Source organism: Sphingobium sp. JS3065 (assembly GCF_026427355.1).
Taxonomy (GTDB): domain Bacteria; phylum Pseudomonadota; class Alphaproteobacteria; order Sphingomonadales; family Sphingomonadaceae; genus Sphingobium.
Genome location: NZ_CP102664.1, coordinates 3,284,073 through 3,308,866, shown reverse-complemented (window position 1 = coordinate 3,308,866; position 24,794 = coordinate 3,284,073). Strand labels below are relative to the sequence as shown.

General features: G+C 62.7%; 31 protein-coding genes and 1 tRNA gene. 12 read left to right on the top strand and 20 right to left on the bottom strand.

What is annotated here, in order from left to right; genetic code table 11:
* Window positions 1-190: 190 nt before the first annotated feature.
* Both NUH86_RS16165 and NUH86_RS16160 read left to right on the top strand, forming a co-directional pair.
* Window positions 191-1,081: a type IV toxin-antitoxin system AbiEi family antitoxin domain-containing protein gene (locus NUH86_RS16165; protein ID WP_267250433.1), complete on the top strand. Its 891-nt coding sequence runs from the start codon at window positions 191-193 to the stop codon at window positions 1,079-1,081.
* Complete coding sequence (locus NUH86_RS16160) at window positions 1,074-1,973, top strand: nucleotidyl transferase AbiEii/AbiGii toxin family protein (protein ID WP_267250432.1); 900 nt, start codon at window positions 1,074-1,076, stop codon at window positions 1,971-1,973. Before NUH86_RS16165 ends, NUH86_RS16160 begins: the two co-directional genes overlap by 8 nt.
* Window positions 1,974-2,095: 122 nt before the next feature.
* On the opposite strand, the gene NUH86_RS24760 is transcribed toward NUH86_RS16160, so the two are convergent.
* A complete protein-coding gene (locus NUH86_RS24760) occupies window positions 2,096-2,926 on the bottom strand; it encodes a cold-shock protein (protein WP_323748995.1) in 831 nt (276 codons plus the stop codon).
* Between the two features lie 245 nt (window positions 2,927-3,171).
* Here NUH86_RS24760 and NUH86_RS16145 point away from each other — a divergent pair, with 245 nt between their 5' ends.
* Genes NUH86_RS16145 through NUH86_RS16135 form a run of 3 tightly spaced genes read left to right on the top strand, consistent with a single transcriptional unit; the run spans window position 3,172 to window position 5,003 of the window.
* Entirely contained in the window at window positions 3,172-3,789 is a 618-nt protein-coding gene (locus tag NUH86_RS16145) for a ribonuclease D (protein ID WP_267250431.1), read from the top strand.
* A gap of 6 nt (window positions 3,790-3,795) precedes the next feature.
* Window positions 3,796-4,443, top strand: a complete 648-nt coding sequence (locus NUH86_RS16140) for an LPS export ABC transporter periplasmic protein LptC (protein WP_267250430.1) — start codon at window positions 3,796-3,798, stop codon at window positions 4,441-4,443.
* A complete protein-coding gene (locus tag NUH86_RS16135) occupies window positions 4,443-5,003 on the top strand; it encodes an LptA/OstA family protein (protein ID WP_267250429.1) in 561 nt (186 codons plus the stop codon). Before NUH86_RS16140 ends, NUH86_RS16135 begins: the two co-directional genes overlap by 1 nt.
* Window positions 5,004-5,040: 37 nt before the next feature.
* On the opposite strand, the gene NUH86_RS16130 is transcribed toward NUH86_RS16135, so the two are convergent.
* The 4 genes from NUH86_RS16130 to NUH86_RS16115 all read right to left on the bottom strand — a co-directional run bounded on the left by NUH86_RS16130 (window position 5,041) and on the right by NUH86_RS16115 (window position 8,812).
* Entirely contained in the window at window positions 5,041-5,631 is a 591-nt protein-coding gene (locus NUH86_RS16130; RefSeq protein ID WP_267252167.1) for a histidine phosphatase family protein, read from the bottom strand.
* Between the two features lie 11 nt (window positions 5,632-5,642).
* On the bottom strand, window positions 5,643-6,455 hold the full coding sequence (locus NUH86_RS16125) for a 3-deoxy-manno-octulosonate cytidylyltransferase (protein WP_267250428.1): 813 nt from the start codon (window positions 6,453-6,455) through the stop codon (window positions 5,643-5,645).
* Window positions 6,456-6,504: 49 nt separating this feature from the next.
* Entirely contained in the window at window positions 6,505-7,512 is a 1,008-nt protein-coding gene (locus NUH86_RS16120; RefSeq protein ID WP_267250427.1) for a KpsF/GutQ family sugar-phosphate isomerase, read from the bottom strand.
* 298 nt (window positions 7,513-7,810) lie between these two features.
* Window positions 7,811-8,812 carry an NAD-dependent epimerase/dehydratase family protein gene (locus NUH86_RS16115; protein WP_267250426.1) on the bottom strand — a complete coding sequence of 334 codons (1,002 nt, stop codon included), beginning with the start codon at window positions 8,810-8,812 and terminating at the stop codon, window positions 7,811-7,813.
* Between the two features lie 193 nt (window positions 8,813-9,005).
* On the opposite strand from NUH86_RS16115, the gene bla reads away from it, so the two are divergent.
* On the top strand, window positions 9,006-9,899 hold the full coding sequence (gene bla, locus NUH86_RS16110) for a class A beta-lactamase (RefSeq protein WP_267250425.1): 894 nt from the start codon (window positions 9,006-9,008) through the stop codon (window positions 9,897-9,899).
* Window positions 9,900-10,006: 107 nt separating this feature from the next.
* Here bla and ald read toward each other — a convergent pair whose 3' ends face one another.
* Window positions 10,007-11,122, bottom strand: coding sequence for an alanine dehydrogenase (ald, locus tag NUH86_RS16105; protein WP_267250424.1), 1,116 nt, complete (start codon window positions 11,120-11,122; stop codon window positions 10,007-10,009).
* Between the two features lie 179 nt (window positions 11,123-11,301).
* Between ald and NUH86_RS16100 the strand changes: the two genes are divergently transcribed.
* The 5 genes from NUH86_RS16100 (at window position 11,302) to NUH86_RS16080 (ending at window position 14,924) form a co-directional block, all read left to right on the top strand.
* A tRNA-Ser gene (locus tag NUH86_RS16100) sits at window positions 11,302-11,392 on the top strand.
* 157 nt (window positions 11,393-11,549) lie between these two features.
* On the top strand, window positions 11,550-12,824 hold the full coding sequence (locus tag NUH86_RS16095) for a tyrosine-type recombinase/integrase (RefSeq protein WP_267250423.1): 1,275 nt from the start codon (window positions 11,550-11,552) through the stop codon (window positions 12,822-12,824).
* A 682-nt stretch (window positions 12,825-13,506) separates the two neighbouring features.
* On the top strand, window positions 13,507-13,860 hold the full coding sequence (locus NUH86_RS16090) for a hypothetical protein (RefSeq protein WP_267250422.1): 354 nt from the start codon (window positions 13,507-13,509) through the stop codon (window positions 13,858-13,860).
* A gap of 5 nt (window positions 13,861-13,865) precedes the next feature.
* Window positions 13,866-14,408 (top strand): ImmA/IrrE family metallo-endopeptidase, encoded by a 543-nt coding sequence (locus tag NUH86_RS16085; protein ID WP_267250421.1) that lies wholly within the window; start codon window positions 13,866-13,868, stop codon window positions 14,406-14,408.
* Between the two features lie 390 nt (window positions 14,409-14,798).
* Entirely contained in the window at window positions 14,799-14,924 is a 126-nt protein-coding gene (locus NUH86_RS16080) for a hypothetical protein (RefSeq protein WP_267250420.1), read from the top strand.
* Between the two features lie 79 nt (window positions 14,925-15,003).
* Here the strand turns inward: NUH86_RS16080 and NUH86_RS16075 are convergent, their stop codons facing one another.
* From NUH86_RS16075 to NUH86_RS16065, 3 genes are all read right to left on the bottom strand, one after another.
* Complete coding sequence (locus tag NUH86_RS16075; RefSeq protein WP_267250419.1) at window positions 15,004-15,426, bottom strand: hypothetical protein; 423 nt, start codon at window positions 15,424-15,426, stop codon at window positions 15,004-15,006.
* Window positions 15,427-15,428: 2 nt separating this feature from the next.
* Window positions 15,429-16,028, bottom strand: coding sequence for a hypothetical protein (locus NUH86_RS16070; RefSeq protein WP_267250418.1), 600 nt, complete (start codon window positions 16,026-16,028; stop codon window positions 15,429-15,431).
* Between the two features lie 197 nt (window positions 16,029-16,225).
* Window positions 16,226-19,252 carry a tape measure protein gene (locus tag NUH86_RS16065; protein ID WP_267250417.1) on the bottom strand — a complete coding sequence of 1,009 codons (3,027 nt, stop codon included), beginning with the start codon at window positions 19,250-19,252 and terminating at the stop codon, window positions 16,226-16,228.
* A 96-nt stretch (window positions 19,253-19,348) separates the two neighbouring features.
* Here NUH86_RS16065 and NUH86_RS16060 point away from each other — a divergent pair, with 96 nt between their 5' ends.
* Window positions 19,349-19,564: a hypothetical protein gene (locus NUH86_RS16060; RefSeq protein ID WP_267250416.1), complete on the top strand. Its 216-nt coding sequence runs from the start codon at window positions 19,349-19,351 to the stop codon at window positions 19,562-19,564.
* A gap of 308 nt (window positions 19,565-19,872) precedes the next feature.
* Here NUH86_RS16060 and NUH86_RS16055 read toward each other — a convergent pair whose 3' ends face one another.
* The 11 genes from NUH86_RS16055 to NUH86_RS16005 are packed head-to-tail and all read right to left on the bottom strand — an operon-like array spanning window position 19,873 to window position 24,744.
* Entirely contained in the window at window positions 19,873-20,229 is a 357-nt protein-coding gene (locus NUH86_RS16055; protein WP_267250415.1) for a hypothetical protein, read from the bottom strand.
* The gene (locus NUH86_RS16050; RefSeq protein WP_267250414.1) at window positions 20,229-20,669 is read right to left on the bottom strand and encodes a phage tail tube protein; all 441 of its coding nucleotides are present in this window, start codon (window positions 20,667-20,669) and stop codon (window positions 20,229-20,231) included. The genes NUH86_RS16055 and NUH86_RS16050 overlap by 1 nt, the downstream gene beginning before the upstream one ends.
* Before the next feature lie 13 nt (window positions 20,670-20,682).
* Window positions 20,683-21,075: a tail completion protein gp17 gene (gene gp17, locus NUH86_RS16045; protein ID WP_267250413.1), complete on the bottom strand. Its 393-nt coding sequence runs from the start codon at window positions 21,073-21,075 to the stop codon at window positions 20,683-20,685.
* A complete protein-coding gene (locus NUH86_RS16040) occupies window positions 21,075-21,581 on the bottom strand; it encodes an HK97-gp10 family putative phage morphogenesis protein (RefSeq protein ID WP_267250412.1) in 507 nt (168 codons plus the stop codon). The genes gp17 and NUH86_RS16040 overlap by 1 nt, the downstream gene beginning before the upstream one ends.
* The gene (locus NUH86_RS16035) at window positions 21,581-21,841 is read right to left on the bottom strand and encodes a hypothetical protein (protein ID WP_267250411.1); all 261 of its coding nucleotides are present in this window, start codon (window positions 21,839-21,841) and stop codon (window positions 21,581-21,583) included. Before NUH86_RS16035 ends, NUH86_RS16040 begins: the two co-directional genes overlap by 1 nt.
* The gene (locus tag NUH86_RS16030) at window positions 21,838-22,002 is read right to left on the bottom strand and encodes a hypothetical protein (RefSeq protein ID WP_267250410.1); all 165 of its coding nucleotides are present in this window, start codon (window positions 22,000-22,002) and stop codon (window positions 21,838-21,840) included. Before NUH86_RS16030 ends, NUH86_RS16035 begins: the two co-directional genes overlap by 4 nt.
* On the bottom strand, window positions 21,999-22,319 hold the full coding sequence (locus NUH86_RS16025) for a head-tail adaptor protein (RefSeq protein WP_267250409.1): 321 nt from the start codon (window positions 22,317-22,319) through the stop codon (window positions 21,999-22,001). Before NUH86_RS16025 ends, NUH86_RS16030 begins: the two co-directional genes overlap by 4 nt.
* The gene (locus NUH86_RS16020; RefSeq protein ID WP_267250408.1) at window positions 22,316-22,600 is read right to left on the bottom strand and encodes a phage head-tail connector protein; all 285 of its coding nucleotides are present in this window, start codon (window positions 22,598-22,600) and stop codon (window positions 22,316-22,318) included. Before NUH86_RS16020 ends, NUH86_RS16025 begins: the two co-directional genes overlap by 4 nt.
* Window positions 22,600-23,154 carry a hypothetical protein gene (locus NUH86_RS16015; protein WP_267250407.1) on the bottom strand — a complete coding sequence of 185 codons (555 nt, stop codon included), beginning with the start codon at window positions 23,152-23,154 and terminating at the stop codon, window positions 22,600-22,602. Before NUH86_RS16015 ends, NUH86_RS16020 begins: the two co-directional genes overlap by 1 nt.
* Window positions 23,147-24,514, bottom strand: a complete 1,368-nt coding sequence (locus tag NUH86_RS16010) for a phage portal protein (RefSeq protein WP_267250406.1) — start codon at window positions 24,512-24,514, stop codon at window positions 23,147-23,149. Before NUH86_RS16010 ends, NUH86_RS16015 begins: the two co-directional genes overlap by 8 nt.
* Window positions 24,511-24,744, bottom strand: a complete 234-nt coding sequence (locus NUH86_RS16005; RefSeq protein WP_267250405.1) for a hypothetical protein — start codon at window positions 24,742-24,744, stop codon at window positions 24,511-24,513. Before NUH86_RS16005 ends, NUH86_RS16010 begins: the two co-directional genes overlap by 4 nt.
* Between the last annotated feature and the right edge of the window lie 50 nt (window positions 24,745-24,794).

Below are 24,794 nucleotides of genomic sequence, written 5' to 3'. Positions count from 1 at the left end.
GTTTGCCGTGGGATGTTTAAGGCATATATATATAGCTGTAACATGCCTCATATGCTTTACGTCCTTAGGACGTAAAGCATATGAGGCTGTATCGCAATCCCTGTACGTTTTAAGACCGGATCAGGCACGCCTACTTGACAAAACCAGTATTGAACTCCATACGTCCTTAGGACGTATGGAGTTCAATACTGTGTCACTTTACCTTAGTCAGGCGATCGTGAAAAGGCTGGAGCAGGCCAACGCACCGCTCGTCACCGAATATAGCCTGAACCAGCATGTCAAACCTCTCTTGGCCACCGGTCAATATGAGGGAGAGAAAATACTCCGCCTTCCGGCCTATTGGGGACACTCTCAACTTCGAGCGATGATCCGTACGCTCGTCAAGCGGCGCATTCTCGTACCTGACGAAGACTTCAAGGCCGGTGTCTGGCGCGTCGTTCAGGCTGCGGACGCGCCCACCGCCGAAGAGGCGATATGCCTGGTCGATCCATTTGCCTATATCTCGCATCTGTCGGCAATGCAGCGATATGGCATTACCGACCGTTCCCCCGAAGCATTGCATATGACGACCCCATCGCGCACGCTTTGGACACAGCTGCGCAATATCCGGATGGCGGAGGATTATAAGGACGAGCCAATGCCTTCCCTTCAGCCGCAGCTCAGCCGCATCGGTATTCGCGAGCATGTCCGGCGCCGCCATGTCATCGTTCACGAAACGAAGCATCCGGCCGATCCGACACCTATTGCCGGCAGCGTCAGCCGGATTGCCAAGATCGGCCGGGTTTTCGTCGATATGCTGGATCAGCCAGCGCTGTGCGGCGGTATCCGGCATATTCTCGATTGTTACGATCGCCACGCTGAAGACTGGCTGGAGGATATCATCGTTGCGGTCAACACCACCGATAACCCGATAGTGAAAGTGCGCGCCGGTTATATATTGGAAGAAATGCTAGGCCTTTCGGATCCACGCATCGGCGGATGGGCCGCCTGTGCGCAGCGGGGCGGTTCCCGTAAGCTCGATCCCCAAGCGCCATATGGCCAAGTCTTTTCTGCAAAGTGGATGATCGCGATCAATGCCTGATTCTGATACGCCTGTCGAAACCGTGGATGTCGATATTCGCGCATGGGTCGAAAGCGCCCGCGCCGATCCGCAACTGTTCCGCGATCGCCAGGTTACCGAGATCGTACTGGCCGCGATAGGCCTGTCTCCGTCCCTCCATCAAAGCCTGGTTCTTAAAGGAGGCGCATTGATGGCGCTCGCCTTCGGGTCGCGACGGGTCACCGGCGATGTGGACTTTTCGGCGACGGTGCAGCCTGACGGTTTCGACGGGTTGCTCCGCGAGGAACTCGACGCGAAGCTGCCGATCGCGGCCATAAGGCTGGGTTATCTCGACCTTGTATGCCGGGTACAGGGCGTGAAGCGGCGTCCCAGGCCCGCGCTGTTCGAGGGCGCCGAATTTCCCGCGCTCGAATTGCGGATCGGATCAGCCGAGCGCGGCTCGAAACAGGAAGCCGCCCTGGCAGAAGGGCGAGCGGGCCGCATCCTCTTGGTCGAGATCAGCTTTCGCGATCAGGTCTATGCGTTTCAGGAGCTTAATCTGAGCAATGCCGATGTCGGGGTTCAAGCCTTTACGCTCGAAGAACTGATCGCCGAAAAGCTGCGCGCGCTCCTTCAACAGCCGATCCGCAATCGCGCCAGGCGCCAGGACGTCTACGACATCGCATTTCTACTGGACAACAACCCGGTTGACGACGGCGTTCGTCAAACAATGCTTGCCACGCTGGTCGAAAAGTGTCGAACGCGGGGTATCGAACCGAACCGGCATTCGATCGATGACCCGGAGATAGCCGCCCGCGCCCAACGCGACTGGGCAACCCTTCGGCTCGAACTCGCGGAACTTCCGCTGTTTGAAGAACGCTTCGCAAAGGTGCGCGATCTGTACCACTCGCTGCCCTGGCCAGCGGATCAATAAGCCGGCTCGACCAGTCCGGGTCTGGCGCGGAGGAACGGCGGACACCCGCCGTCCCAACAAAAAGGGGCCGCCGGGCAGGCGACCCCTTCTATCCTCTCCCTAAAGCGGGCAGGTCTGCTTTTTTAGTCGGCCTTCGTCTGAAGGTTGACGGCCGCGTATTTGCCGCGGCGGTCGACTTCCAGTTCGAAGTCGAGGCGATCACCTTCATTCAGCGCGCTCATGCCGGCGCGTTCTACGGCGCTGATATGAACGAATGCGTCGGGCTGGCCGTCGTCGCGCTGGATGAAGCCGAAGCCCTTCATGGCATTGAAGAACTTGACCGTGCCGCTGGCGCGTTCGCCGGTAAGCTGGCGCTGCGGGCCGCGGTCGCCGCCCGGGGCGCCGAAGCCGCCTGCGCGGGGTTCGCGCGGTTCGCGGGGACGATCCGTGACCGGGAGCGGTTCGCCCTCGATCTTGAGATCGGTCGCCGAAATCTTGCCGCCGCGATCGACCAGCGTGAAGCCAAGCTGCTGACCCTCGGCCAGGCCGGTCAGGCCAGCCTGTTCGACAGCGCTGATGTGGACGAACACGTCTTCCGCGCCATCGTCACGGACGATGAAGCCGAAACCCTTCTGGCCGTTGAAGAACTTGACCACGCCAGTGCCTTCACCGACGACCTGGGCAGGCATGCCACCGCCGCCACCGCGGCCGCCGCCGAAACCACCGCCGCCGCCGAAGCCGCCGCCACCGCCGCTGCGGAAGCCACCGCCGCCACCGCCGCCGAAGCCGCCGCGATCACCGCCGAAGCCGCCACCACCGCCGCCGAAGCGATCACCGCCGCCGAAACCGCCACCGCCGAAGCCACCGCGATCGCCGCCGAAGCCGCCACGACCGCCTTCATAGAAACCCTCGTCGCCGAAACCGTCGCGCTTATCCTTGCCGCGCCCGCCGCGGCGACCTCTATCAAAACTCATGCCCTGTTGGTCACTTTCGCTTCGCCCCAGACTAAACCAGACAAGCATGTCGGGCGAATGACATGCAGAATCCACCGCAAGCACGCGGTTTGGGACTCACTATATCAGCTTTTCAGGGGAGCGCGAATGATTTTTAAGGCGGACAAATGCCGCGAAATGGCGGCTTTGGGAGGGGTTGAGCGCCTTTCGTTCTCCATTGCCAAGCGGCGATTGCGAACTGGCGGCTTTGGCCATAGAGGGGAATCATGACCGTCCATTTCCATGAAGAGGATCTGCCGCAGGGCGTCCTTGCCCCCGGCCCGATCGCCGTCGACACCGAAACCATGGGGCTGATCACGCCCCGCGACCGCCTGTGCGTCGTGCAGATCAGCGACGGCAAGGGCGACGAGCATCTGGTGCGCTTCAACCCCGGCAGCGATTATGCCGCGCCCAACCTGCGCGCCGTGCTGGCCGATCCGGAACGGTTGAAGCTCTATCATTTCGGGCGGTTCGATATTGCGGCGATTCGCCATTATATGGGCATCGTGGCCGCGCCGGTCTATTGCACCAAGATCGCTTCGCGGCTGGTGCGGACCTATACCGACCGGCATGGGCTGAAGGAACTGGTGCGCGAACTGCTGGGGCAGGAATTGTCCAAGGTGCAGCAGTCGAGCGACTGGGGCGGGCCGGTGCTGTCGGACCCGCAGAAGGAATATGCGGCGTCCGACGTCCGGTACCTGCATGCGTTGAAGGCGGAGCTGGACAAAAGGCTGGTGCGCGAGGGGCGGATGGAACTGGCGCAGGCCTGTTTCGATTTCCTGCCGCACCGGGCCGAACTGGACCTGGCGGGATGGCCGGAGATCGATATCTTCGCGCATATGTGAGGGTGCATGTCGTTACAGGCCGAACAGCAACGCGATGCGCGCCGACACTGGGCGCGGCCGGGGGGGCGGCATGACCGGCTGGTCGGGCTGCTCAAGAACTGGCTGCCCGCGGCGGTGGGCGTGCTGGCGGCTTTGCTGGCGACGGCGCCCTTTACCGGCGGGGACAAGGTGAGCTTCGTGCTCGACAAGAACAAGGTCGAGGTGGCGAAGGAGCGGATGCGCGTGACCGAGGCGCTCTATCGCGGGGAGGACAGCAAGGGGCAGCCCTTTTCCCTGCGGGCGGGATCGGCGGTGCAGAAAAGTTCGCGGGAACCGATCGTGGACCTGAATGACATGTCGGCGCGGATATTGCTGTCCGACGGGCAGGCGTTGCTGCGGGCGCAAAAGGGGCGGTACGACATGGATACGGAGCGGGTCGCCATCGACGGGCCGGTGCAGTTCCAGTCGGAGGGCGGATACAGGATGACGACGCGGGATGTGGGCGTGGACCTCAAGACGCGGCGGATGCAAAGCGCGGGGCGGGTCGATGGGCGGATACCGATAGGGACGTTCAGCGGCGACCATCTGGAGGCCGATCTGGGCGCGCGGACGGTGACGCTGAACGGGCGTGCGAGCTTGCGTATCGAGCAAAATGGCCTCAAAGGGCAAAGGTGATGAAAAAGCCCCTTCTTTTGGTGTCGTTGAGCGCTTTGGGTGCGGCCGGACTGGTCTATGCCGGGGCGGACGCGCAGGTGTTGAAGAATCATGACAGCAATGCGCCGGTGAATTTCACCGCCGACCGGATCGAGGTGCAGGACCGCGCCGACCGCGTGATCGTGTCCGGCCATGTCGAGGTGACGCAGGCGGGCATGACGTTGAATGCGGCGCGGATGACGGTGGCTTACCGGAACCGGCCGGGGGGCGGGACCGGGACCAACGGGGTGGAGATCGACCGGATCGACGCTTCGGGCAATGTTGTCGTGACCAAGGGGGATCAGACGGCGAAGGGCAATGTCGCCATCTATGACCTGAACAGCAGGTTGATCACCATGTTGGGCAATGTATCGCTGACGCAGGGGACGAACCGGCTGACCGGGGGGCGGCTGGTGATCGATCTGACCAGCGGGCGGTCGACCGTGGATGGGCGGGCGGCCGGTGGCGGCGGTTCGGGCGTGTCCAGCGGGGCTGGCGGGCGTGTGTCCGGGACTTTTTCGGTGCCTCAGCGGAAGGAGTGAGGGCGGGATTGCCTGTGCGCAGGCCCCTCCTTCCTCTTTAAGGGCGTTTGTCCCAGTGGACGAGTCGGGGAGCGCCTGTTTCGTCGATGGTCAGTTCGCCGAAGGCTCCGGTGCGGAGTTTGAGGTTTTTGAGCGGCAGGCCCAATGCGAGGAGCGCGAAGCGGGCGGCGCCGTTGCTGGTGACGAGCAGGTCCGTCCCCTCCCCTTCCTGAGCGAACCAGTCTTTCCAGGCGGCGATGCGGGATTGCGCGTCGACCCTCCAGTCCTTGGGCGCGATGCCCTGTTCGTCCCAGGCGGTGAGCGCGTCGGCGCCCAGGCGGGCGAGGACTTGCGATTCGGGTTGGCCTTCGTCGGGGCCGTGGTCGATCTCGTTGAGCCAGGGGAGTGGGCCGTCGAGCGGGTGGCCGGTGGCGGAGGCGATGGCGGCGGCGGTTTCGCGGGCGCGCCGGAGCGGGCCGCTGTGCAGGCGGCGGATCGGGAAGTCTTGCGCGGCGAACCAGGTGGCGAGGCTATCGGCCTGGGCGCGGCCGCTTTCCACCAGCGGGATGTCCGTGCCTGCGCCGATGCGGCGGGCCTGCGCGCTGCTTTCGAAGGTGTTGCCGTGGCGGATGATGAAGATGCGGCGCATCGGTCCGGGCATCAGGGCGTCGGGTCGCCGTGGGTGGCGATCAGGGCTTCGACGCGGGCGATGTCTGCTTCGGTGTCGATGCCGGAACTGTCGAAGAGGGGCGGGGATACGGCTACGGTGGTGATGGGGATGCCGAGTTCGAGCAGGCGGAGTTGTTCCAGGCCTTCGAGATTTTCGAGGGTCGTGGGGGGGGCGGCTTCGAAGCGGGTCAGGGCTTCCAGCGTGTAGCCGTAGAGGCCGACATGGCGCCAGACCGGGGAGAGCGGCTGGCTTTGGCGCAGGGCATCCTCGTTCCGGATGGCGGGGATGATGGTCTTGGAGAACCAGAGGGCGCGGCCGTCCGGCGCGCGGGCGCAGGTGGTGCCGCTGAAGGGCGAGCGCGTCTTGTGGTCGCGCAGGGCGTCGAGCGCGGGCCAGTCCAGGGCGATGACGGGGGTGGCGACATCCGCCCCGCCCTCCAGCGCGGCGATGACGGCGCGGAGCGCGCCTTCCGGCTGGAAGGGACTGTCGCCCTGGAGGTTGACGATGAAGCGGGGTTCGCCCTCGCGCTGGCGGGCGGCGGCCAGGGCGCGGCCGGAGCCGGTGGCGATGCCGCTGTCCGTCATGGCCGCGTCGCAGCCCGCGGCGCGGGCGTGGGTGGCTATTTCCTCGTCATCGGTGGCGACCAGCAGGTGCGCGTGCGGGAGGTTCGCGGTGGCGGCGCGGGCCATGGCGATGGTCCGGTGCAGCAATGTGCGGCCCGCGATGAGGCGCAGCGGCTTGCGCGGCAGGCGGGAGGAGCCTGCGCGGGCCGGGATGACGATGAGGGTGGACGTCGCGGACATTCCGTTCAGGCCGAATGGATCATGCTGGTCCCTGCGCGCCCGGCGCCATTCAGGCGACGCCCGCGTGCAGCAGGTCGTGCATGTGGAGCGCGCCGACCAGACGATCCTTTTCGCAGATGAAGAGGAGGGTGATATTATGGTCGTGCATCAGGCGCAGGGCTTCGGACGCCAGCTCCTCCGGCCCGACCGACAGCGGCTCTGCCGTCATGTAGCGGCCCACCGGTTCGTTCATATGGCGGGTGCCGGTGACAGTGCGGCGCAGGTCGCCGTCGGTGAAGGCGCCGATCAGCGCACCTTCCCTGTTGACGACCGCCGTGCCGCCGAGGCGCGCGCGGGTCATTTCGATGGTGGCGTCCAGCAGCGAGGCGTCCTCCTCCACGCGGGGCACATCGTCGCCCGACGCCATGAGTTCGCGCACCTTGACCAGTTGCGCGCCGAGCCGGCCATTGGGGTGGAATTTGTGGAAATCGTCCGCCGAAAAGCCCCGCATCTCCATCAGCGAAATGGCGAGCGCGTCGCCAAAGGCCATCTGGATCGTGGTGGAGGTGGTCGGCGCCAGCGCGTTGGGGCAGGCTTCCTTCACGTTCGGCATCAGGATGCAGATGTCCGACGCCGCCGCGACCGTGCTGTGCGAGCGCGTCGTCATGCCCAGCAGGGGGATGGCGAAGCGCTTGCAATATTGGATGATGGGGCCGAGTTCGCTGGACTCGCCCGAATGGGACAGCATCAGCACGACATCGTCCGGCGTCACCATGCCCAGGTCGCCATGACCGGCGTCCGCGGGGTGCAGGAAGATGGCGGGCGTGCCGGTGGAGGTGAGGGTCGCCGTCATCTTGCGCGCGACGATGCCGCTCTTGCCGATGCCGGTGACGATCAGGCGGCCCCGGACATTCATGATGGCGCCGACCATGCGCAGGAAGTTGGCGGAAAATTCCCGGTCCGCGAATTTCGCTTCCAGGGCGTTCAACCCCTCCGCCGCGATGGACAATGTGCGGCGCGCGGATTCAGCGATCCGTCCGCCTGAGCCGAATGGCACGATCTTCGTTACTGTCGACACGCGTAAGCCCTTTTTTCCGCCATCGCCGCCGGTTGTCGTTCCGGCTGACCATAGCGGCGACGAACCACCGCCCCACGGTGTTCCGCCCTTACCTCATTCCGCGACCCGACCGATTGAAGCAATCGGCACCCGGCTGTCGTGGATGGCGTCTTCCATTGTTTTTAGCAATCTATTTCGCAAGTGCGAATGTTGATTTACGCGCCATTAACGCCACAATGGACCAAAAAGCGACGAGTTGCTCAATAAGGCGGACCGATGGCGGAACCATTTATCGTCGCAGCGATTGTTGACGCCCGCGTCACCCCAGCTTGTGATAGGCGCGATACCAGTCGACGAAGCGCGGCACGCCCGTTTCGATGCCGGTGGTCGGCGCGAAGCCGATGTCCTGCGCGATGGCGCTGATGTCCGCGAAGGTCGCGGGAACGTCCCCCGGCTGCATTGGCTGGAAGTCGATTTCCGCCTTGCGCCCGCAGGCATCCTCCAGAACGGAGATGAGGTGCATCAATTCTTCGGGGCGGTTGTTGCCGATATTGTAGAGCCGGTGGGGCGAGCGGCTGCCCCCCGCCTTGGCCGCGCCGTCATCCTCCGGCGCATGGTCCAGGCAGCCGATCACGCCGCTGACGATGTCGTCTATATAGGTGAAGTCGCGCTGCATCCGGCCATGGTTGAACACCGGGATCGGATCGCCCGCCAATATCTTCGATGTGAAGATCCACATCGCCATGTCGGGGCGGCCCCAGGGACCGTAGACGGTGAAGAAGCGCAGGCCCGTCATCGGAATGCGGAAGAGATGGGCGTAGGTTTCGCTCATCAGTTCGTCCGCCCGCTTGGTGGCGGCGTAGAGCGAGACGGGGTGGTCGGCGCGGTCCTCCACGCGGAAGGGCAGCGTGTCGTTGCCGCCATAGACGGAGGAGGAGGAGGCGTAGACCAGGTGCCGCACCCGCCGTTCCCGCGCCACTTCCAGCATGTTGACATGGCCCGCGAGGTTGGAGCGGACATAGGCGTGGGGGTTGATCAGCGAATAGCGCACGCCCGCCTGCGCGCCCAGATGGACGATCGCGTCGATGGGGTGGTCGTGCAGCGCCGCCTGGAGCGCGTCCATGTCGGCGAAATCGAGTTCCGCGAAGGTGAACAGGCCGCCATGGCGTTCATGCAGGGCGGCGATCCGGTCGCGTTTCAGCGAGACGGGGTAATAGTCGTTCATATTGTCGATGCCGAACACCGCCCGGCCCTGCGACAACAGACGGTCAGCGACGGCCATGCCGATGAATCCGGCCGCGCCGGTCACGAGGATTGTCATGGTGCGGGTTCCTGTCCTTGGCTGTACGCTGGGTACTTCACAGACAATCCCGTGCGGGATGTAAAGGGCTTTCCCCATAAGGGCCGCGAGGGCGCCTGAATTTCATTCGGAATGGGGGTGTCGGGCGGAGGGCGGATGACAGGCGCCATCCAACGATGATGCAAAAATGAAAAGGATAATATACTGCCAATTCATGATCGATCGGCGCGACTTTCTATCTGGTATCGGCGTCATGCTCCTGTCCGGTTGTGCTGGCGGGCGAGCAACGACATTTGATCCGATCGCCCGCCTTCGCGCCATTGAACAGGCGGCGGGCGGCAGACTGGGAGCGTTCTTTCTCGATACCGGCAGCGGACAGAGCTTTGGCTGGCGCGCCGATGAGCGCTTCTGCCATTGTTCGACGTTCAAATTGTCGCTTGCGGCGATGGCGCTTCGAGAAAGCGATGCCGGTCGCCTCGACCTGAAGCAAATGCTCCCCTTCGGCCAGTCCGATATCGTCGCCTATTCGCCTGTCGTCGAAAGGAATCTTGCCGACGGCGTCTTGCCGATCCTGACGCTGGCCGAAGCCGTGCAGGTGACGAGCGACAATGCCGCTGCGAACGTGCTGATGCGTCGGCTTGGCGGACCGCAGGCATTGACGCGGTTCTGGCGCGGGATCGGGGATGATGAAAGTCGGCTTGACGGCTATGAGCCAGACATCAACGTCATACCGCCCGGCACCGAGGAGAACAGCACGACACCAAGGGCAATGGCCGAAACGGTACGGCGGATTGTGCTGGGCGACGTGCTTCGCCCGCACAGTCGAAACCGCCTGCGCGACTGGATGGCGGCAACGAAAACCGGAATGAACCGCATCAGGGCCGGAATTCCCGCGGATTGGCGCGCTTTCGATAAAACGGGCACTGGCATGCGCCCAGGCATCGGCAACAAGACCAACGACCTGGCTATCCTGGTTCCACCCAATGGTGGCAGCCCGTTGGTCGTGACTGGCTATTTCGAGACCGCGTCCTTCTCCGAAAATGTGCGTCCGACGGACGAAGCCGTTCTCAAAGCGCTCGGAGAGGTCGCGGTGGCCTGGGCAGGCTGACCTGTTCATCATCGCGGATCGTCGTCCACGGTTCGACGCATCGCAGCGGGCAGGCGCTGTCAGGCGCGATCCGCGCATTCGCGGGGGTCAAACCGGTCGAACCTGGCCTAGCGGACGGCTTGTTCCGCCGGAGTGAAGGGGAGGTCCAGCGCCTCCGCCACGGCCTGGTAGGTGATCTGGCCGTTCCACACGTTCAGCCCTTCGCGCAGATGCGGGTCGGCACGCAGCGCTTCCTTCCAGCCCAGGTCGGCGATGCGCAGCGCATGGGGCAGGGTGACGTTGTTGAGCGCGTAGGTGCTGGTGCGCGCCACCGCGCCGGGCATGTTGGCGACGCAATAATGGACGATGCCGTCCACGATATAGGTCGGGTCGTCATGGGTGGTGGGGTGGCTGGTTTCGAAGCAGCCGCCCTGGTCGATGGCGACGTCGACCAGCACCGCGCCCTTCTTCATGGTCTTCAGCATGGCCGCCGACACCAGTTTGGGCGCGGCGGCGCCGGGGATCAGCACCGCGCCGATCACAAGGTCCGCCTCCTCCACGCATTCGGCCAGATTGGCGCGGTTGGAAAAGCGCGTCTTGGCCCGCGCCTCGAAATGGATGCCCAGCCGTTCCAGCGCTTCCGGGCTGCGGTCCAGGATGGTGACGTCCGCGCCCAGGCCCGCCGCCATCTGCGCCGCGTTGAAGCCGACCACGCCGCCGCCGATCACCGCGACCTTCGCCGGGAGGACGCCGGGCACCCCGCCCAGCAGCACGCCCCGTCCGCCATGCGCCTTTTCCAGCGCGGTCGCCCCGGCCTGGATCGCCATGCGTCCTGCGACCTGGCTCATGGGTTTCAGCAGCGGCAGACCGCCATGGGCGTCGGTCACCGTTTCATAGGCGATGCCGATCGCGCCCGACGCCATCAGATCCCGCGCCTGATCCGGATCGGGCGCCAGATGCAGATAGGTGTAGAGGATCTGGCCGGGGCGCAGCAGGGCGCGTTCTTCCGGCTGGGGCTCCTTGACCTTCACGATCATTTCCGCCGCCGCGAAGATGGCGGCGGGGTCGTCCACGATCTCCGCCCCGGCGCGGGCATAGAGGCCGTCATGCGCACCGATCCCCTCCCCCGCGCCGCTTTCCACCAGCACGCGATGGCCGTGGGCGGTCAGCTCATGCACGCTTTCGGGCGTCAGGCCGACGCGATATTCGTGATTCTTGACCTCTCTGACGGTGCCTACGATCATGACCTTGCTCTCCATCGTTGCCGGCGGGGCTTCAATGTCCGGTAGATAGGCATCGTTCCGGCAATTTACCCGTTTTTGCGGGATGGAGCCTCAGCGTGTCTGCCGGATGGAAAGTAAAGTAAAGCATCCCCTTGCCTAGCGCGCCGACCCACGATAGGGAGCCGCCTCCAGTGCAATGCGGAGCGGTGGCCGAGTGGTCGAAGGCGCTCGCCTGGAAAGTGAGTATACGTCAAAAGCGTATCGAGGGTTCGAATCCCTCCCGCTCCGCCATTTTCTCCATTCATCAGGGTTCATTAACCCCCATTCCCTTCGCTTTTCTCCCGTTTTTCGGCTATGAACCTTCCCATGGGTTCCCATCGGAATGCCCCCAATCGCACAGCAACAGGGGGCATAATGGGGGCATGGCTTTTGGAATATGGGGGCATCGATGCTTACCGACGCTCAGGTCCGCAAAGCGCTGCCGCGCGAGAAGGACTATAAGCTGGCCGACGAAAAGGGGCTCTACCTGTTCGTCACGACCAAGGGATTTAAGAGCTGGCGCTATAAATATCGCCATGCTGGCAAGGAGCACCGACTGACATTCGGGGCCTATCCAGAGGTCTCCTTGGCTCAGGCGCGTGACAAGCGCGACGCTGCCAGGCGGCAGCTGCGCGAGCACCAGAACCCAGCCATGGAATTGCGCAAGGCGAAACTCGCCAGCATCGAGCGCGCTGGCCTTACCTTCGAAAAGCTGGCCCGCGCATGGCATGAGAATGAGAAAGGCCGCTGGGCCGAGGTTCATGCCTATGACGTCCTCAACAGCCTTCAGCGCGACGTCTTTCCTGAGATCGGCAGCATGCCCATTCAGGAGATCGATGCCCCCACTGTGCTGGCGACCCTCCGCAAGATCGAACGACGCGGCTCTATCGAAACTGCCCGGCGCATCCGGCAGCGCATGTCCGCAGTCTTCGTCTATGCCATCTCGGAAGGCATCGGGGACAGTGATCCAGCCGCGATCGTCACCAAGGCGCTCAAGCCGCTTCCCAAGAAGGGCAAGCAGCCTGCCCTCACCAACATTGAAGAATGCCGCCAGCTGATCATGGACAGCGAGGCGTCGGGCGCTACGCCGGTCGTGAAGCTGGCTTCACGCCTGCTCGCCCTCACATCGGTGCGGCCCGGCGTCGTGCGGGGCATCGGCTGGGATGAATTTGAGGATCTGGAGGGGGATGAGCCGATCTGGCGCATCCCAGCCGCTCGCATGAAGCTGGCGCTGCACAAGAAGGACGAGGAAGCGTTTGAGCACATCGTGCCCCTCTCTCGCCAGGCGGTGGACGTCATTGTTCAGACGCGGCGGCTGACCGGGCGCTGCCCTCTAGTCTTCCCCTCGATTCGGCACAGCCACCAGCCGATGAGTGAGAACGCGATTGGCTATCTTTATAACCGGGTCGGTTATCATGGCCGTCATGTCCCCCACGGCTGGCGCGCGGCGTTCAGCACCATCATGAACGAACTGCATGACCGCGCGTGGCGAGCGGCTGGGCATCAGGATGCCTCACCCGATCGTGCCATCATCGACTTGATGCTGTCGCACGTCCCGCAGAACAAGGTGGAGAGCGCCTATAACCGCGCCGCTTATATGCCCCGGCGCCGCGAAATCGCGCAGGAGTGGGCCGACCTGCTCATGGATGGCGTGATGAGTGCGAAGAACCTGCTGAAGGACTAGAATGAAGAATGCCCCCAAATCTGGGGGCATCTCGGGAGGCATCCCCGCATCGGGGGAGGTTCCAAGAAGACTATCGCCGCGGCGATATGGGAATTGCAATATCGGTATTCCGATATCGCCGCCGACGAAACTCATCGTCTGTCGCTGAGCTGATCGAAGTGATCCGTCCCTGCAGATTAGCAGGGACCTGATGCCGGTTCGAACTAGCGCAATTTTTGCACTAGTTCGAACTGTCCGGGATTTCCGGACAGTTGCCCGGCGGCCGCGCCAATAGCCTGAACAAGATCCGACGTGGCAATTCCCATATCGGTATCCCGATATCGCTGACCGCCGACGAAATTCGTCATCAGTCGCTGGGCGGAACGAAGCGATCGGTCCCTTGGAAATCCATGGGGCCGGTGTCGCTTCGAACTACCGCACTTTTTGCGGTAGTTCGACGTGTCCAGGATTTCCGAACAACTGGACCTGAGCCAACCAGCGATGGGAACCGTCTCACCGCATCAACTCAGCGCAGAGGCGTTGCATTATATGGGCACGCTCCTAAGAGCGCGCTGGTTGAGGCGAGAAACCCAACATGCATTTTTATCAACCTAGGGGGTTGAACGGTTGCACCTTCGTGACTATGTAGGGTCAACAAGGAGGTAACCTGATTCACGCTGCAAGGGGAGAAGGGACTGTCAACATGATCACCGAACTCGGAAAGGAGCTTCGTAAAATTCGGATCGACCGGGATGAACGTCTCCTCGATATGGCGGATAAAATCCAAAAATCAGCCGCTTTTGTTTCTGCGGTTGAGGTTGGAAAGAAATCGCCGCCTTCGGGCTTCGAGGAAATGATCATCCGGGCATATGGCCTAGCCAATGATGCAGCAGATGCGCTGCGTTCAGCGGCAGACCGGGCCCGTAAAGCTTTTACCATCGAACCGAACTCTCTGTTGGGAAGAGACACTGCCGGGCTTCTGGCTCGACGGATGAACGACCTTTCGGAAGATCAACTTAGGGATATTCAGAACATTTTGAGTAATAAGCGAAGGTAGTAGGAATGAGTGGGCAAAACTTCATAGTTCCGCCTAGGAATTGGAATGCTATAGAAAAATCCGCGCAGGACTGGCGAGCAGCATTCAAACTGGAGGATGTTGCCCATACTCCCATAACTGACATGCTGGAGAAGGTTCTCGATCTTAGATTGGGTGTTTTCAATCTGGTTATTGAAGAAAGCAGCGTGATGGGTTCGGCTGAAGGATATACCGATCCTAACGGCGAGTTCATCATGCTGCGGGAGGACGTTTATAGGGGCGCTTGTGCTGGCGACCGTCGGGATCGCTTCACTGCCGCGCATGAGTTCGGCCACTGGGCCATGCACACAAATGTACCACTGGCCCGAGCCACCTCAGACCGAAAAATAGAGCCGTATAGGTTGAGCGAGCCGCAAGCGAACCACTTCGCCAGCGCGCTTCTTATGCCGGCCCAGTTCTTCAGCGCCTGGGACACTCCGCAGACGGTCATGGACCGTCATGGCGTGAGCTATCAGGCTGCTTGCCACAGATTAGATTATCTTAATCGAAAGGGGATGATCAAAAAATAAAGACCCGAGCAATGCTCAGGCCTCAAGTTTTCCTCATCGGGCTCACAGGGGCTTGCCGGTGAGGAAGCCCTGCGCAGGAACCGAATCGGACGTGTGACAACGCCGCGCTATAAGCAATCGGTTCTCCTGTCAAGGCAAACAGCGCCCCTCGGAGACGTGGCATGGCAACGGGATCCCTCCCGCCGGCACCACCCGGGTATCGCTACATTTTCCGCCCTTGGCGGAAGTGTGCGCATACCGGCAAGGTGCTTTATGCCAAGGCCTTTGGTCTTAGAGCATGGCCTATCCTAATCCCGGTCTGATCGGGAAGAGGCTGGCGGCAGGCTTCGGCCTGCCGCCAGAGGCAGCTTCGGACCGCGTCTCTTCACCTGAAACGAAAAGGAGAATGACGTGAGCAAGAATGAACCCAAGAAGACCGTATATCGTGACTCAGACAGCGGCCAGTTCGTGAAGAAGAACTACGCTGACAAGCACCCGAAGACCACAGAGCGCGAGCGCGTTCGCACCGGGCGCTAATACATGATCCGCACGCCCAGCCTGGGCGTGCGGATACGCCTTAGTAGGCGGGGTTCCGATTGGGAGCTGTCCATGAGGCTCAGGACAGCGCGCCTAGTCCTAACGCCGTGATCGATCCCAGCGCGAGCAAAACGCCTGGCAGATAAAAGACATTGCCAACGATGACGGCTCGGCGCTCACGAACATAGTCGGATGACATCTCGTGCTGGCAGGCGAGCACGAAGAAGTGCTGCGACATGAAGGCGGCAGCAAAGGCGAGAAGCGCTGCGATCAGCCCGACCCCGAAGGCATGGTCGCCGAACAGGACGATGCCGCCTGCATTCAGCGCCAGCAAGGCCAGTAGCAGTTTCTCTGCCAGCGAAGCCTGAATCTGCATCCGGACGAGCATTTCCGCGGACGACGCGCCGTGCGGCGACGATCGCTCCAGCGCCGCTGCCATCGGCGAGCGGGAATCGTCATCGAAGTACGCGCCCGGTTTCACCTTGATCTCGCTTGCATCCATGCTCAGGCACCTTCCGCCAGTGTAAACGAAAAACTGGCAAGCCGGTCAACGGAGATCTGCCACGAGATCTCATCCCCCGGAGAGACCAGGCCCTCCATGCGCGCTGGCATCTCCACGACATCGTTGTTCGATAGGGGCGTGCGCAATAAAGGCCAGATGGCAGCCGATAATGTGCCGCCCGCTCCCACCGTGCCATCGGCGGCGAAGATGTGGTCATAGCGACGTCCAGCATGGACAAAGGTCAGAAACTGCCCCTCCTTCACCTGCGCTCCTGGCGTCATCCCCTTCAGGGGAACAGCCGTCCCGCTGGCCACGGCCGCAGCGACCAGTGGAGTGCCGATGCTGCCCACCTCTAAGTCCGGCTGGGGCACCTCCATCAGCAATCGATCCTCCCGAGCCCTAAGCAATCTGCTTTGGACCACCAGCGCCCGATCGCGCGTCGGCATGGGCGGAAGCGTGATGCGCATCCCGAACCTAGTGCCCAGCCGGTTGATGCGCTGCTCTGGGCCACCCAGAAAGGGAGTGAGGACAGTGCCGAAGTCGCGCAGGAAGATTTCGGCCGCACTAGGGACAACCCAGTCTGGCATGGTGATCACTGCCATTTATGAAGCCTTTGAAGTCTGGAGGGCGAGGCGAAGGGCGTGCCTTTTTCCTAGTCGATTGATCCTCTGCTCAGGGTATCCAAGGAACGGGGTTAGTGATCCGGAATAGTCGCGCAGAACTGCGCTGGCCTGGACCATGGATTCGGTCCTGACGTCCTCTTCGGTGCTCGATTTCTCCAGCCGCTCTGATTTCATGCTCACCTCCCTGGAATGCGGCGGCGGCTCGCCCGCGCCATGTCTTGTCCCGCCGCGCTGCGGGCCTGCACCGAACCAGCGACGGCCATGGGAGCGGCGACCGCGGCGGATCGCTCATCAACGATCACATCGAAGTAGGGCGACGGAACGATATGGGCTACGCCGCCGCCTCCCTGATCCTGCCCCGGCCGGCGAATATCCACCATTTCTCCACGAGACGCCTTGAATGCGATCACGTTCTTGTCGATGCCTGGCGCGCCCCCGACGCGGAAGCTGCCGCCAGTGTTGAACTTTGGTAGCCCTGACATAGCGCGGGAGATTGCGCCGGTGTTGATCACGGGGCCTGCGCCCCCCGTCGCGCTGCCTCCGCCGCCCAAGATCCCTCCAAAGACATTCGAAAGGCCGCCGACGATCGCCTTCTGAAGCTGGATGCGGATCAGATCGGCGATGATCTGGTTCGTCACTTGCTTGAACACATCGCCCAGGGAACGCGCCCCGGTCGCCGCATCAGCAAGGCCGTTCACAATGCCGTCAATGCCATCCACCTGCACACGCTCTAGCGCTTCGCGGGCGTCTTCAGCGCTCTTGGGCAGCCGATCCAGATAGGCTTCGAGCGGCCCCTGCGTGCTGCGTTCAGCCCGCGCGGTCGCTGCTTCCCGCATCGCTGGCAACTGTTCCAGCCGCAACCGGGCAGCCGTCGCTTTCTCCAGATCCGTCGACAAGGCCTCCAGCCGCAGCCGGCTCTCTTCCTCGTTGAATTGCGCTTCGAGGATCCGAAGCTCCACGGCGCGTCGCTCCCGAGCCGTGCGAGCGGCGTCGGCCGACAGCTGCATCAGTTCAATGGCAAGGTCATTCCGCATCTGCTCAGCGCGGATGGTCCGGTCGCGGATTGCCTCGTCCGCCTGCTGCCGGGCCAGCTGCTTGCGGGATTCTGCATTCTGATTGTTGAGCTCGACCAGCTGCTGCTTTTTGGCGGCATCGATGTCTTCATCTGCGCGGACGGCGCGCTCGCGGATCATGCGCTCGGTTTCGATCTGGTTGATGTCGGCGTCCCGCTGCGCCTCGATCGTGCCAGTCAATTCGGCAGTGGTCGAAATCAGGTCCGCGTTTTCGCGGGCAAGATCATCGGTGAACCGGCGCAGGGCCTCAGCGGCACGCTCCGCTTCACGCTGGGCACGTTTGCGCGCTGCCTCCGCTGCTCGCTCGGCCGCCTTGTCCGGCTTGCTGATCCCGCCGCCGCCGCCAGCGGTCGCCTCGGGTAGATCGCCGCGCCCGATGGGAGTGTTTTCCATCCGGTCAATCTCGCTTTCGAGCACACCAGCGATGCGGCTGGCGTCCTGGAAGTCGCGATGGCCCTCCCTCCCGGTGCGACCGCCCGAGAAGAAGTTAGAGGCTCCTGAAACCATTCCGCCCCAGAGCTTACCGACACCGCGAACGACATCGCCCCGCTTGAAGGCGTCGCTCATTTCTTGGCCGAGTAAGCGGCGGCCATCGGGCGTCGCGTTCAGCGCGTCATTCTGACGCTGTCTGGTTTCGGCCAACCTCTGCTTCGCAAGCTCCAGCCGGGCGGCGCGTGCGGCCTTCGCCTGTTCCCAAAGACTTTCCGTGAGGCCGTCGACGCTCTTCTTGAAGCCCCACATCTCCGGTTCAGCGCCAGCCGCCGCCGACCCAAGGCCCTTCTGCTCGCGCGCGGCATTGGCGGCCTGAGTAGAGGATGCGTCCAGGGCAACGCCCAGTTCGGTTGCCGCGTCCGCATTCGCCAGCAAGCGATCTTCGCCTTCACTGCTGACGGCGCTGAACACTTCGAAGCCCATAGCGATGGCGGTGATGGTCAAGGCCATGGGGCCGAGCGATGCCATCAGCGCGGTCGCTCCTCTGCCCGCGACACCCATGGCGACGCTTAGCCTAGTCACAGACGCGGAGGCCGCATTGGCAGCGACAGAACTGGTGGTGAACAAAGGCCCCAGGCGGGCCTGTGCGGCGGCGAGGGCGGCGGCGGACTGCGTGGCCCGCACATCGGCCGCCACCTTGCTGACTGTAGCGGCGGTAGCGAGGCCAACCGACGCCACATAGCGCGCGCCGATCGCCGTTCCGACCACGGCCAGCGCAGGGATGATCGTGTCGAGATTGTCCCCCAGCTTGCTGAGCGCTGATGCGAAGGCCGCCGAAACGCCGTTCGCCTTGTCGGCCTCGCCGAAGTAAACCATCAGCCGACTGTTCAATGCTTCGAGGGCGCCGGACAGCGTCAGCGTGGCGCGCGATGCCTGACCCTCTAGCCCGCTCGCTCCAGCAAGGATGGCGGCGAAAAACTCCTGACTGCTGACCTTGCCGTCCAGGACGGCGGCGCGCAGCTTCGCCACGGACCCGCCGAACTTCTCGGAGTTCGCAGCAGCCTGTAGCAGGGGGCGAAGGCCGCCCTCATTGATCTGGTTAAATTCTTCTGCCCGGACGGTTCCAGCCGCAAGCGCCTGCGTCAGCCCGAGGATGGCCCCAGATGCCTGCGTCGCGTTCGTGCCTGTGATGAGCAGCGCCTGACTGGTGGCCTCTGTCAGCTGCACGATCTGCTGCTGACCCGCCCCGAGTTCCTGCCCCGCCTGCGTAGCGTTGCCGAACAATGAAGCGAGGGATTCCAGCCCGACGCCATAGCGCGACGATAGGTCGAGCAACTGCGACTGCACGGCGGCGAGGTTCTTGCCTTCCAGCCCCGCGACCTTCAGCGAGTTCTGCACGCGAGTGAAGCCATCCGCGAGCTTCATCAATTCCTGGCCGGTGAAGTAGGTGGCGAGCGATGCCGCCAGCCCCTTCATCGACTGATTGATATTGGTGGCGGATTGCCGGATCTGGCGCTCCACACCCTGCACGTCCTTCGCGACGATGCCCATGCTGCGGGACACCGTCTGGACCGATTTCTGGGAGCGCTTGATCCCGCTTTCAAATTGAGCGGAGTCCAGCCCCAATGTGACGCGCAGTGCGCCTACGACCGACTTAGCGATGGGAGTTCTCCAAAGTATCGCCGTCGCGTGACGCACGGCCCATCTTAATCATTTCTGGACATATTTTCGGGATGACAGCATCCGATGCTTGCGGGCCACAGGGTGGTGGAGCCGCTGCCGAAAGGGAAGACTATGATCCAGATCGCGATATGGCTGCTGTGCGCCTACTTGGTTTTCAAAGGAAAGGAGCTTCAGTTCATCGCAGCTTCGTCAACTCACGAAAGCCGTGATGAAAACCTGAAGTCAGCGAAGACGTGGGCCCGGGCAGCGTACGCTGTCGCTGTCATCTTCTTCATTCTCTCGATCGCCCAGGGCAATTCATTTCCGACGCCGCCGTCCAACTTCTGATGCGATGAAGAGGGAGGGCTTACCCTCCCTCAATCACGCACTCGATCGGGCTAACGACTGCATAGCTGCCAGCATCTCGTCGTGAGACTGCACCAGCACCTTAGGGCGGTCGCCCAGCACCTTGTCCAGCGCAGGGATCTTCTTCACCCTGTTGAACGCCGCACCATGCCAAGCCGCCGCCATGCGGTCCCGATGTTGCCACCGTATTCTCTGGCCATAGCCGTCGATCGCCGCCCTCACGAGGCGCGGCGTCTGCCTCCAGAATGTGTCGGGATCGAACCCGGCTTCGCACCAGAGCTCAAAGAGCTTTAGCCAGCGCCATCCGCTTTCTTCGTCCGATCCCGCTTCGGAGGGTTTGCCGTGTAAGGCTCCGGCAGCGCATTGGCCATCGCCCGTTCGATCGCTTCCTTCGTCGCCGCCACGCCCGCCTGATTGACGATGCGCCCAGCCTCTTCCAGCGTGCAGGGGTGCGATCCCCGCAGCGCCGCCCACATAAGCGCGCGGGTCATGGTGAGGCTCGCTCCCGTCGAATATTGAGCAAGGATCAGGTCCGTCGTCAGATCCAGCTCTGCCTCAAGCGCGCAGAACGCGTTGACATCGAGCAGCAGCGAGAAGGACCGATCCCCAACCTGGAAATCGGTCTCTCCACGAATTGCGTTCCCCATTATGGGGTCACCGGATTGGTGCTAGACTGCGTGACGGCGCCGTTCACCCGCATGGTGATGGTCGCGGTCTGGCGGTCATCGATCGGGATTTCCTTCTCGTAGCCTTTGATGATGGCCGAGAACTCGAAATACTGGAACGAAGCGCCCGCAGGAATGGCAACCACGACATCGCGGGGTTCGCCAGCTTCCAGCGCGTCATTGATCAGCATATCGCTAGCGCTGCCAGCGATATAGTTGATCCCGAACGAGACTTCGCCCTGGTCGATGAGGCCAGCGACATATTCATTCGAGCGGCCCGGCGACTTGAAGTGTGTTGCGACGACATCATTCTGCTGCGGGTTCGGCAGGGCGATCGAGATCACCTCCGCGATTTCGGTGAGCTCGTCGGTATCATCCGCGATCCAAAGCCCGGCACCATAGCCGATCTTTACGTTAGCCATTGCATTCAACCTTTCAGAGAGGGTGGCTCCAGATGAGGAAATCCGCGCTGGTGCGGTAAATCGTGCCTTCCCCGGGCACTTCTTCGAGGCTGTCCCGCTCCGACTGGAGAAAGGACATGCCGAACTGTGTCCCGCCGACTGCGGCAGGTTTTTCTAATGCGTTGAGCAGTGCAGCCATTATGGCCTTTGCGGCGGCCACAGTCCTCGCCCAGATATCGAACTGGAACAGCCCGCCCGCAGAATCGTCCGGGCCGTCGAACGTGTAGGAGCGCCCTGAGCTCACCTTCATCAATGTGATGGCTGGCAGGTCCTCTCCATCCACCCGGGACAGCGGGTTTACCCTGTTACCGACGAGCGACATCAGCCCGCTGTCAGCCAGCAGGCGAGCGATAAGATCAGCTTCCATTATTGCCCTTTCGGAGCCCTCGCGGCTGCCTTGGCGATCTCAATCCCGAGCGTTGCGCCGATCAGGTCGAGCGCGGTCATGCGCTCGGCTTCCCACGCTGGCCGCATGAATGGCTGGGGAGCCGTTCCGGGGTGGGCAACCTGATATCCGAAGATAGACGTGCCCGCAGCCAGAACACCGCCCGCCTTCGCCTTGATCCAGTGCGGGGCCGTGCCAAACTCCATGGCGATCGCTTGCGGATGCTGACCAGGGCCGACATGTATTTCCAGTGGCGCGACAGCGCCCTGGTCTCCGCGCTGGGAACGGGCGAGCGATGTGCTGACACCGATGCTTTCGCGCAGGTCGCCATGATCCACCGGAACCATCGCGCGCGCCGCTTGCGCAACAGCCTCGCCGCCAGCCCGCAGGGCCTTGAGGCCGACGCGGCGACGCTTGGGCACATCCCCGATCTGGGCAAGTGCTTGCTCAAGCTCCTTCATGCCGGTCAGCTTGAACGTCTGCCCCATCAGCCTGCCGCCCACTCACTGCCATCCGCGTAAATGACCTTCGCCACCTCCCGGATACCACCCTCGGTCGGATGCTCTGAAAAGAGCTTCAGGACACCCTCGGCCTCAACCTTGGACATGATGACCTGAACGTCGAGACGGCAAACATCATCAACAGCAGCGGTCCACTGAATGTGCGTTATGCCTCGAAGCTCGCCACCATCCTCTAAGATGACTTTCGTGCCGAAAGCCTTACCGCCGCTGATCACCTTTGCGTTCACGGCCGAATATCCATTTCGACATTGCAGCCCATTATGGCAGCAGCGAGCATCATAACCTTACAACCAAGCCAGATGCGGATGCGCGTACGGCGGACGCCTGTAACGGTCGCTTCGATTGTAACCTGAGACATGACCTTTGGCATGGTAATATCTGCCTTCATGACGCTGCCCTCACCGCATTGATCTTGATGCCGTCCCGGCCCATCGGAGCGACCGAGCGAATATCCCACAAGCCGTTGAAGCTGATCCGGTCCATCACGCTGATCTCCCGCGTCTTGCTGTTCGCCAGCACCTCAAACGAGGCGGGCAGGGATGCGCCTTCCTGCGCCGCCTGCCGCTGTTCCGCGCCGGTGCCGTAATAGACGGCGGCATAGGCTTCGCAGTAGGGCGCCCAAGTCTCGATGACCTCGTTGTAGGCGTTGCGCGTGGTGGTGAAGCGCTCGACCGTTATCCGGTGCGGGCGGTTGCGGGCCTTCATGCGATCGCCGGGTCCCGGTCGCGGCGAAGAACGGCCTTCACCGCCTCGCTCAGAGGATCAGTCTCCCCGAAGAACAGGCCGCGCAGGACGAGAATCGCGGCAGCACGGATCCGAGCGGGAGCAGACGCCGCGTCCCAGCCGAGCTCAGCGGCATCCTTTTCGATGTAGCCCATGACTATATCGCTAGCCATTTCGATCTTGAGCGTGATGTCGGCATTATGATCGTCGTCCAGAACGCCAAGATCGCCCTTGGCCTGGTCGAGGGTGATGAGGGCGACCATCAGCGTGCATCCTTTCCGTCGCGGCCGCGCTTAACAGCGAGCCGCCAGCCGCTGTCGGCGCTGTCGGGCTTTTGACTGGTCGAGCGCTGGGCGATCCAGAGGCTGCCGCCCCACGTCACCGCGTCACCTTCCTCATAGTCCTTTCCTTCGGCGAAGACGCCGCGATCCAGCACCACGGGGAATGGAATGTTGAACGCGAACTCCGTCTCGCCTTTGGTGAATGCCATGCGGACGGTTCGGCCGTCTTCCAGCAGTTCCATACTGAGATCGTCAGGTCCCATGCCGTCCCGGCCATCTTTGCCGACGACGCGCCCGAGAGCCTTCATGCGCCCATCAGTAAAGGTCGCAACCAATCCGCCTTCGCGGTCGATCACAAGGTCAGCAATACCCGCCCCATCTTCACCCTTCACGGTTTCAGGTGCAGGTCGGGCCTCCAAGGCGGCGATGCGCTCAACCAGCGCATCCCTTTCAGCCAGCACCGGAGCCAGCGCCTTGTCGACATGCTCGCGCACGATCGTGGCGGTTGCGGCGGCCAGCGCCTTGGTATCAAGCATTCAGTGCCTCCCGCAGGTCCTTTTCGAAGAGTGCCACCATGGCGCGCTCTGCCTCTTCCTGATCTTCCGCCGATGGTTCCGGCAAAGCCGCTGGCGGAGGCTTCGGCTGACCAGCCGCCCACGGATCCTCCTGCGCGTCCCGCTTGGACAGGGCCGCCAGCGAATAGTTCTGCTCCTGGAGGTAGGGGCTTTCACCGCCCGCCACGGGCTTGCGATCAATCTTCGCCCGGGCTTCGTTCGGCGACAGGATGCCAGCGCCGACACCCTCTTTCAGCGCCGCCATCTGGGACACGCTGTCCATCCGCAGCAGGTTGTCGACATCGAACTCCGTGCCGATCCCGTCCGCCATGCCCAAGCCTTCGTCCAAGCAAAGCTCCATGGCCTCGATCAGGATCTGCAGGCACTGGGAATAGTATTCCGTGTTGAGTGCCTGCACGTTGTTATAGGTGGGCTGCGCACCGATCCCGACCTTGTAGGGCGGGACGTGGAACGTCGAACAGACAACTTCCGCCGACCATTTCAGTTGCTCGACCAACTGCGCGTCCGTGGACTTCATGGCCATCGCTTCGAACTTCAGGCCGTCGCCCAGCACGGCCACCTTGCCCGCGTTCTCGCCGGAATAGTTGTTGTCCCAATGCTCCTTTAGGCGCTGGGCCGTCGGCTCGCTGATTTCGCCGGGAGCGGTGAGAATACCGCTCGGCCGCGCGCCGTTCAGGAAGAGGCGGGCGCTGCTGTTCTGGATCGCGAGACCCTGCGTCGCTGCCAGCCCGTTCGCGAAGATGGGCGACAGTCCGACCAGCGGGTGAAAGAGGCAGTTAAAACGATCGTGGATGATCTCGCTGGCGGGAGCGATCACTTGTGTCGAAACGCCCGATAGCGGGTCCGCATGCAGATCATAGAAGACGGTGCCATCCGATGCGACCAGCGGGGTGACGCGGTCGGGATTCAGCACATAGAGCGCAACTACCACGCCGCGCCCGTCGCGCTGCTTCAGGATATAAGCGTTGCCGCGCTGGAGCTTGGACAGCACCCAGCTTTCGATGAACTGGATGCGCGATTGGTAGTGGTTCGGCTTGCGCAGGACGGGGCTATAGGCCGGGTTTTTCACCTCGGACCAGATGCCGTCGCTATCCTGGGCGACGAGGCGCACACGTAGCTTCGCGATGTCCCCGGCGATCAGCGTCTGACAGGCGAAGACCGCATGATGCGCGACCACGTTCTCCGCCTTTACCTCGACATTGTGCTGCCATGCGCCCGCGAACGCCTCCCGGACGACCGGCCACCAGCCGCCGCGATTGTCGACGGACGATAGAGCCGTGGGGGCTTTAGCACGCGAGATGGTCAGCCCAAGAAATCTCATCCGCCGTTCGCCTTCTTCTCAGCGATTTTCGCGCTCAGTGTAGCCGCGTCCCAGCCGTGATATGGGCGCTTGCCGACGACTTCCTGATAGAGAGACCTGAGCGCTTCCAGATCCGGCTCACCGTCGTCAGCGACGATCTGCGTCGTGTCATAGCCAAGCTTGCCGAAAATCCGAGCATAGCGGCGATCCCCGGCCTTCATGGCCCGGGTATAATAAGACTGATGCTTCATCGTTGCCTCCGGTCAGTTTGGGCCGGGGGGTATGCCCCGGCCCACCCCTG

Bases quoted from the DNA above. Each gene is read 5' to 3' on its own strand.
- NUH86_RS16055 (WP_267250415.1), bottom strand. From the start codon at position 20,229: ATGGGGAACGCAATTCGTGGAGAGACCGATTTCCAGGTTGGGGATCGG.
- NUH86_RS24760 (WP_323748995.1), bottom strand. From the start codon at position 2,926: ATGAGTTTTGATAGAGGTCGCCGCGGCGGGCGCGGCAAGGATAAGCGC.
- NUH86_RS16075 (WP_267250419.1), bottom strand. From the start codon at position 15,426: ATGGATGCAAGCGAGATCAAGGTGAAACCGGGCGCGTACTTCGATGAC.
- bla (WP_267250425.1), top strand. From the start codon at position 9,006: ATGATCGATCGGCGCGACTTTCTATCTGGTATCGGCGTCATGCTCCTG.
- NUH86_RS16090 (WP_267250422.1), top strand. From the start codon at position 13,507: ATGATCACCGAACTCGGAAAGGAGCTTCGTAAAATTCGGATCGACCGG.
- NUH86_RS16160 (WP_267250432.1), top strand. From the start codon at position 1,074: ATGCCTGATTCTGATACGCCTGTCGAAACCGTGGATGTCGATATTCGC.
- NUH86_RS16070 (WP_267250418.1), bottom strand. From the start codon at position 16,028: ATGGCAGTGATCACCATGCCAGACTGGGTTGTCCCTAGTGCGGCCGAA.
- NUH86_RS16125 (WP_267250428.1), bottom strand. From the start codon at position 6,455: ATGTCCGCGACGTCCACCCTCATCGTCATCCCGGCCCGCGCAGGCTCC.
- NUH86_RS16020 (WP_267250408.1), bottom strand. From the start codon at position 22,600: ATGGTCGCCCTCATCACCCTCGACCAGGCCAAGGGCGATCTTGGCGTT.
- NUH86_RS16010 (WP_267250406.1), bottom strand. From the start codon at position 24,514: ATGAGATTTCTTGGGCTGACCATCTCGCGTGCTAAAGCCCCCACGGCT.
- NUH86_RS16135 (WP_267250429.1), top strand. From the start codon at position 4,443: ATGAAAAAGCCCCTTCTTTTGGTGTCGTTGAGCGCTTTGGGTGCGGCC.
- ald (WP_267250424.1), bottom strand. From the start codon at position 11,122: ATGATCGTAGGCACCGTCAGAGAGGTCAAGAATCACGAATATCGCGTC.
- NUH86_RS16025 (WP_267250409.1), bottom strand. From the start codon at position 22,319: ATGAAGGCCCGCAACCGCCCGCACCGGATAACGGTCGAGCGCTTCACC.
- NUH86_RS16140 (WP_267250430.1), top strand. From the start codon at position 3,796: ATGTCGTTACAGGCCGAACAGCAACGCGATGCGCGCCGACACTGGGCG.
- NUH86_RS16145 (WP_267250431.1), top strand. From the start codon at position 3,172: ATGACCGTCCATTTCCATGAAGAGGATCTGCCGCAGGGCGTCCTTGCC.
- NUH86_RS16130 (WP_267252167.1), bottom strand. From the start codon at position 5,631: ATGCGCCGCATCTTCATCATCCGCCACGGCAACACCTTCGAAAGCAGC.
- NUH86_RS16050 (WP_267250414.1), bottom strand. From the start codon at position 20,669: ATGGCTAACGTAAAGATCGGCTATGGTGCCGGGCTTTGGATCGCGGAT.
- gp17 (WP_267250413.1), bottom strand. From the start codon at position 21,075: ATGGAAGCTGATCTTATCGCTCGCCTGCTGGCTGACAGCGGGCTGATG.
- NUH86_RS16060 (WP_267250416.1), top strand. From the start codon at position 19,349: ATGATCCAGATCGCGATATGGCTGCTGTGCGCCTACTTGGTTTTCAAA.
- NUH86_RS16005 (WP_267250405.1), bottom strand. From the start codon at position 24,744: ATGAAGCATCAGTCTTATTATACCCGGGCCATGAAGGCCGGGGATCGC.
- NUH86_RS16030 (WP_267250410.1), bottom strand. From the start codon at position 22,002: ATGAAGGCAGATATTACCATGCCAAAGGTCATGTCTCAGGTTACAATC.
- NUH86_RS16095 (WP_267250423.1), top strand. From the start codon at position 11,550: ATGCTTACCGACGCTCAGGTCCGCAAAGCGCTGCCGCGCGAGAAGGAC.
- NUH86_RS16115 (WP_267250426.1), bottom strand. From the start codon at position 8,812: ATGACAATCCTCGTGACCGGCGCGGCCGGATTCATCGGCATGGCCGTC.
- NUH86_RS16085 (WP_267250421.1), top strand. From the start codon at position 13,866: ATGAGTGGGCAAAACTTCATAGTTCCGCCTAGGAATTGGAATGCTATA.
- NUH86_RS16040 (WP_267250412.1), bottom strand. From the start codon at position 21,581: ATGGGGCAGACGTTCAAGCTGACCGGCATGAAGGAGCTTGAGCAAGCA.
- NUH86_RS16015 (WP_267250407.1), bottom strand. From the start codon at position 23,154: ATGCTTGATACCAAGGCGCTGGCCGCCGCAACCGCCACGATCGTGCGC.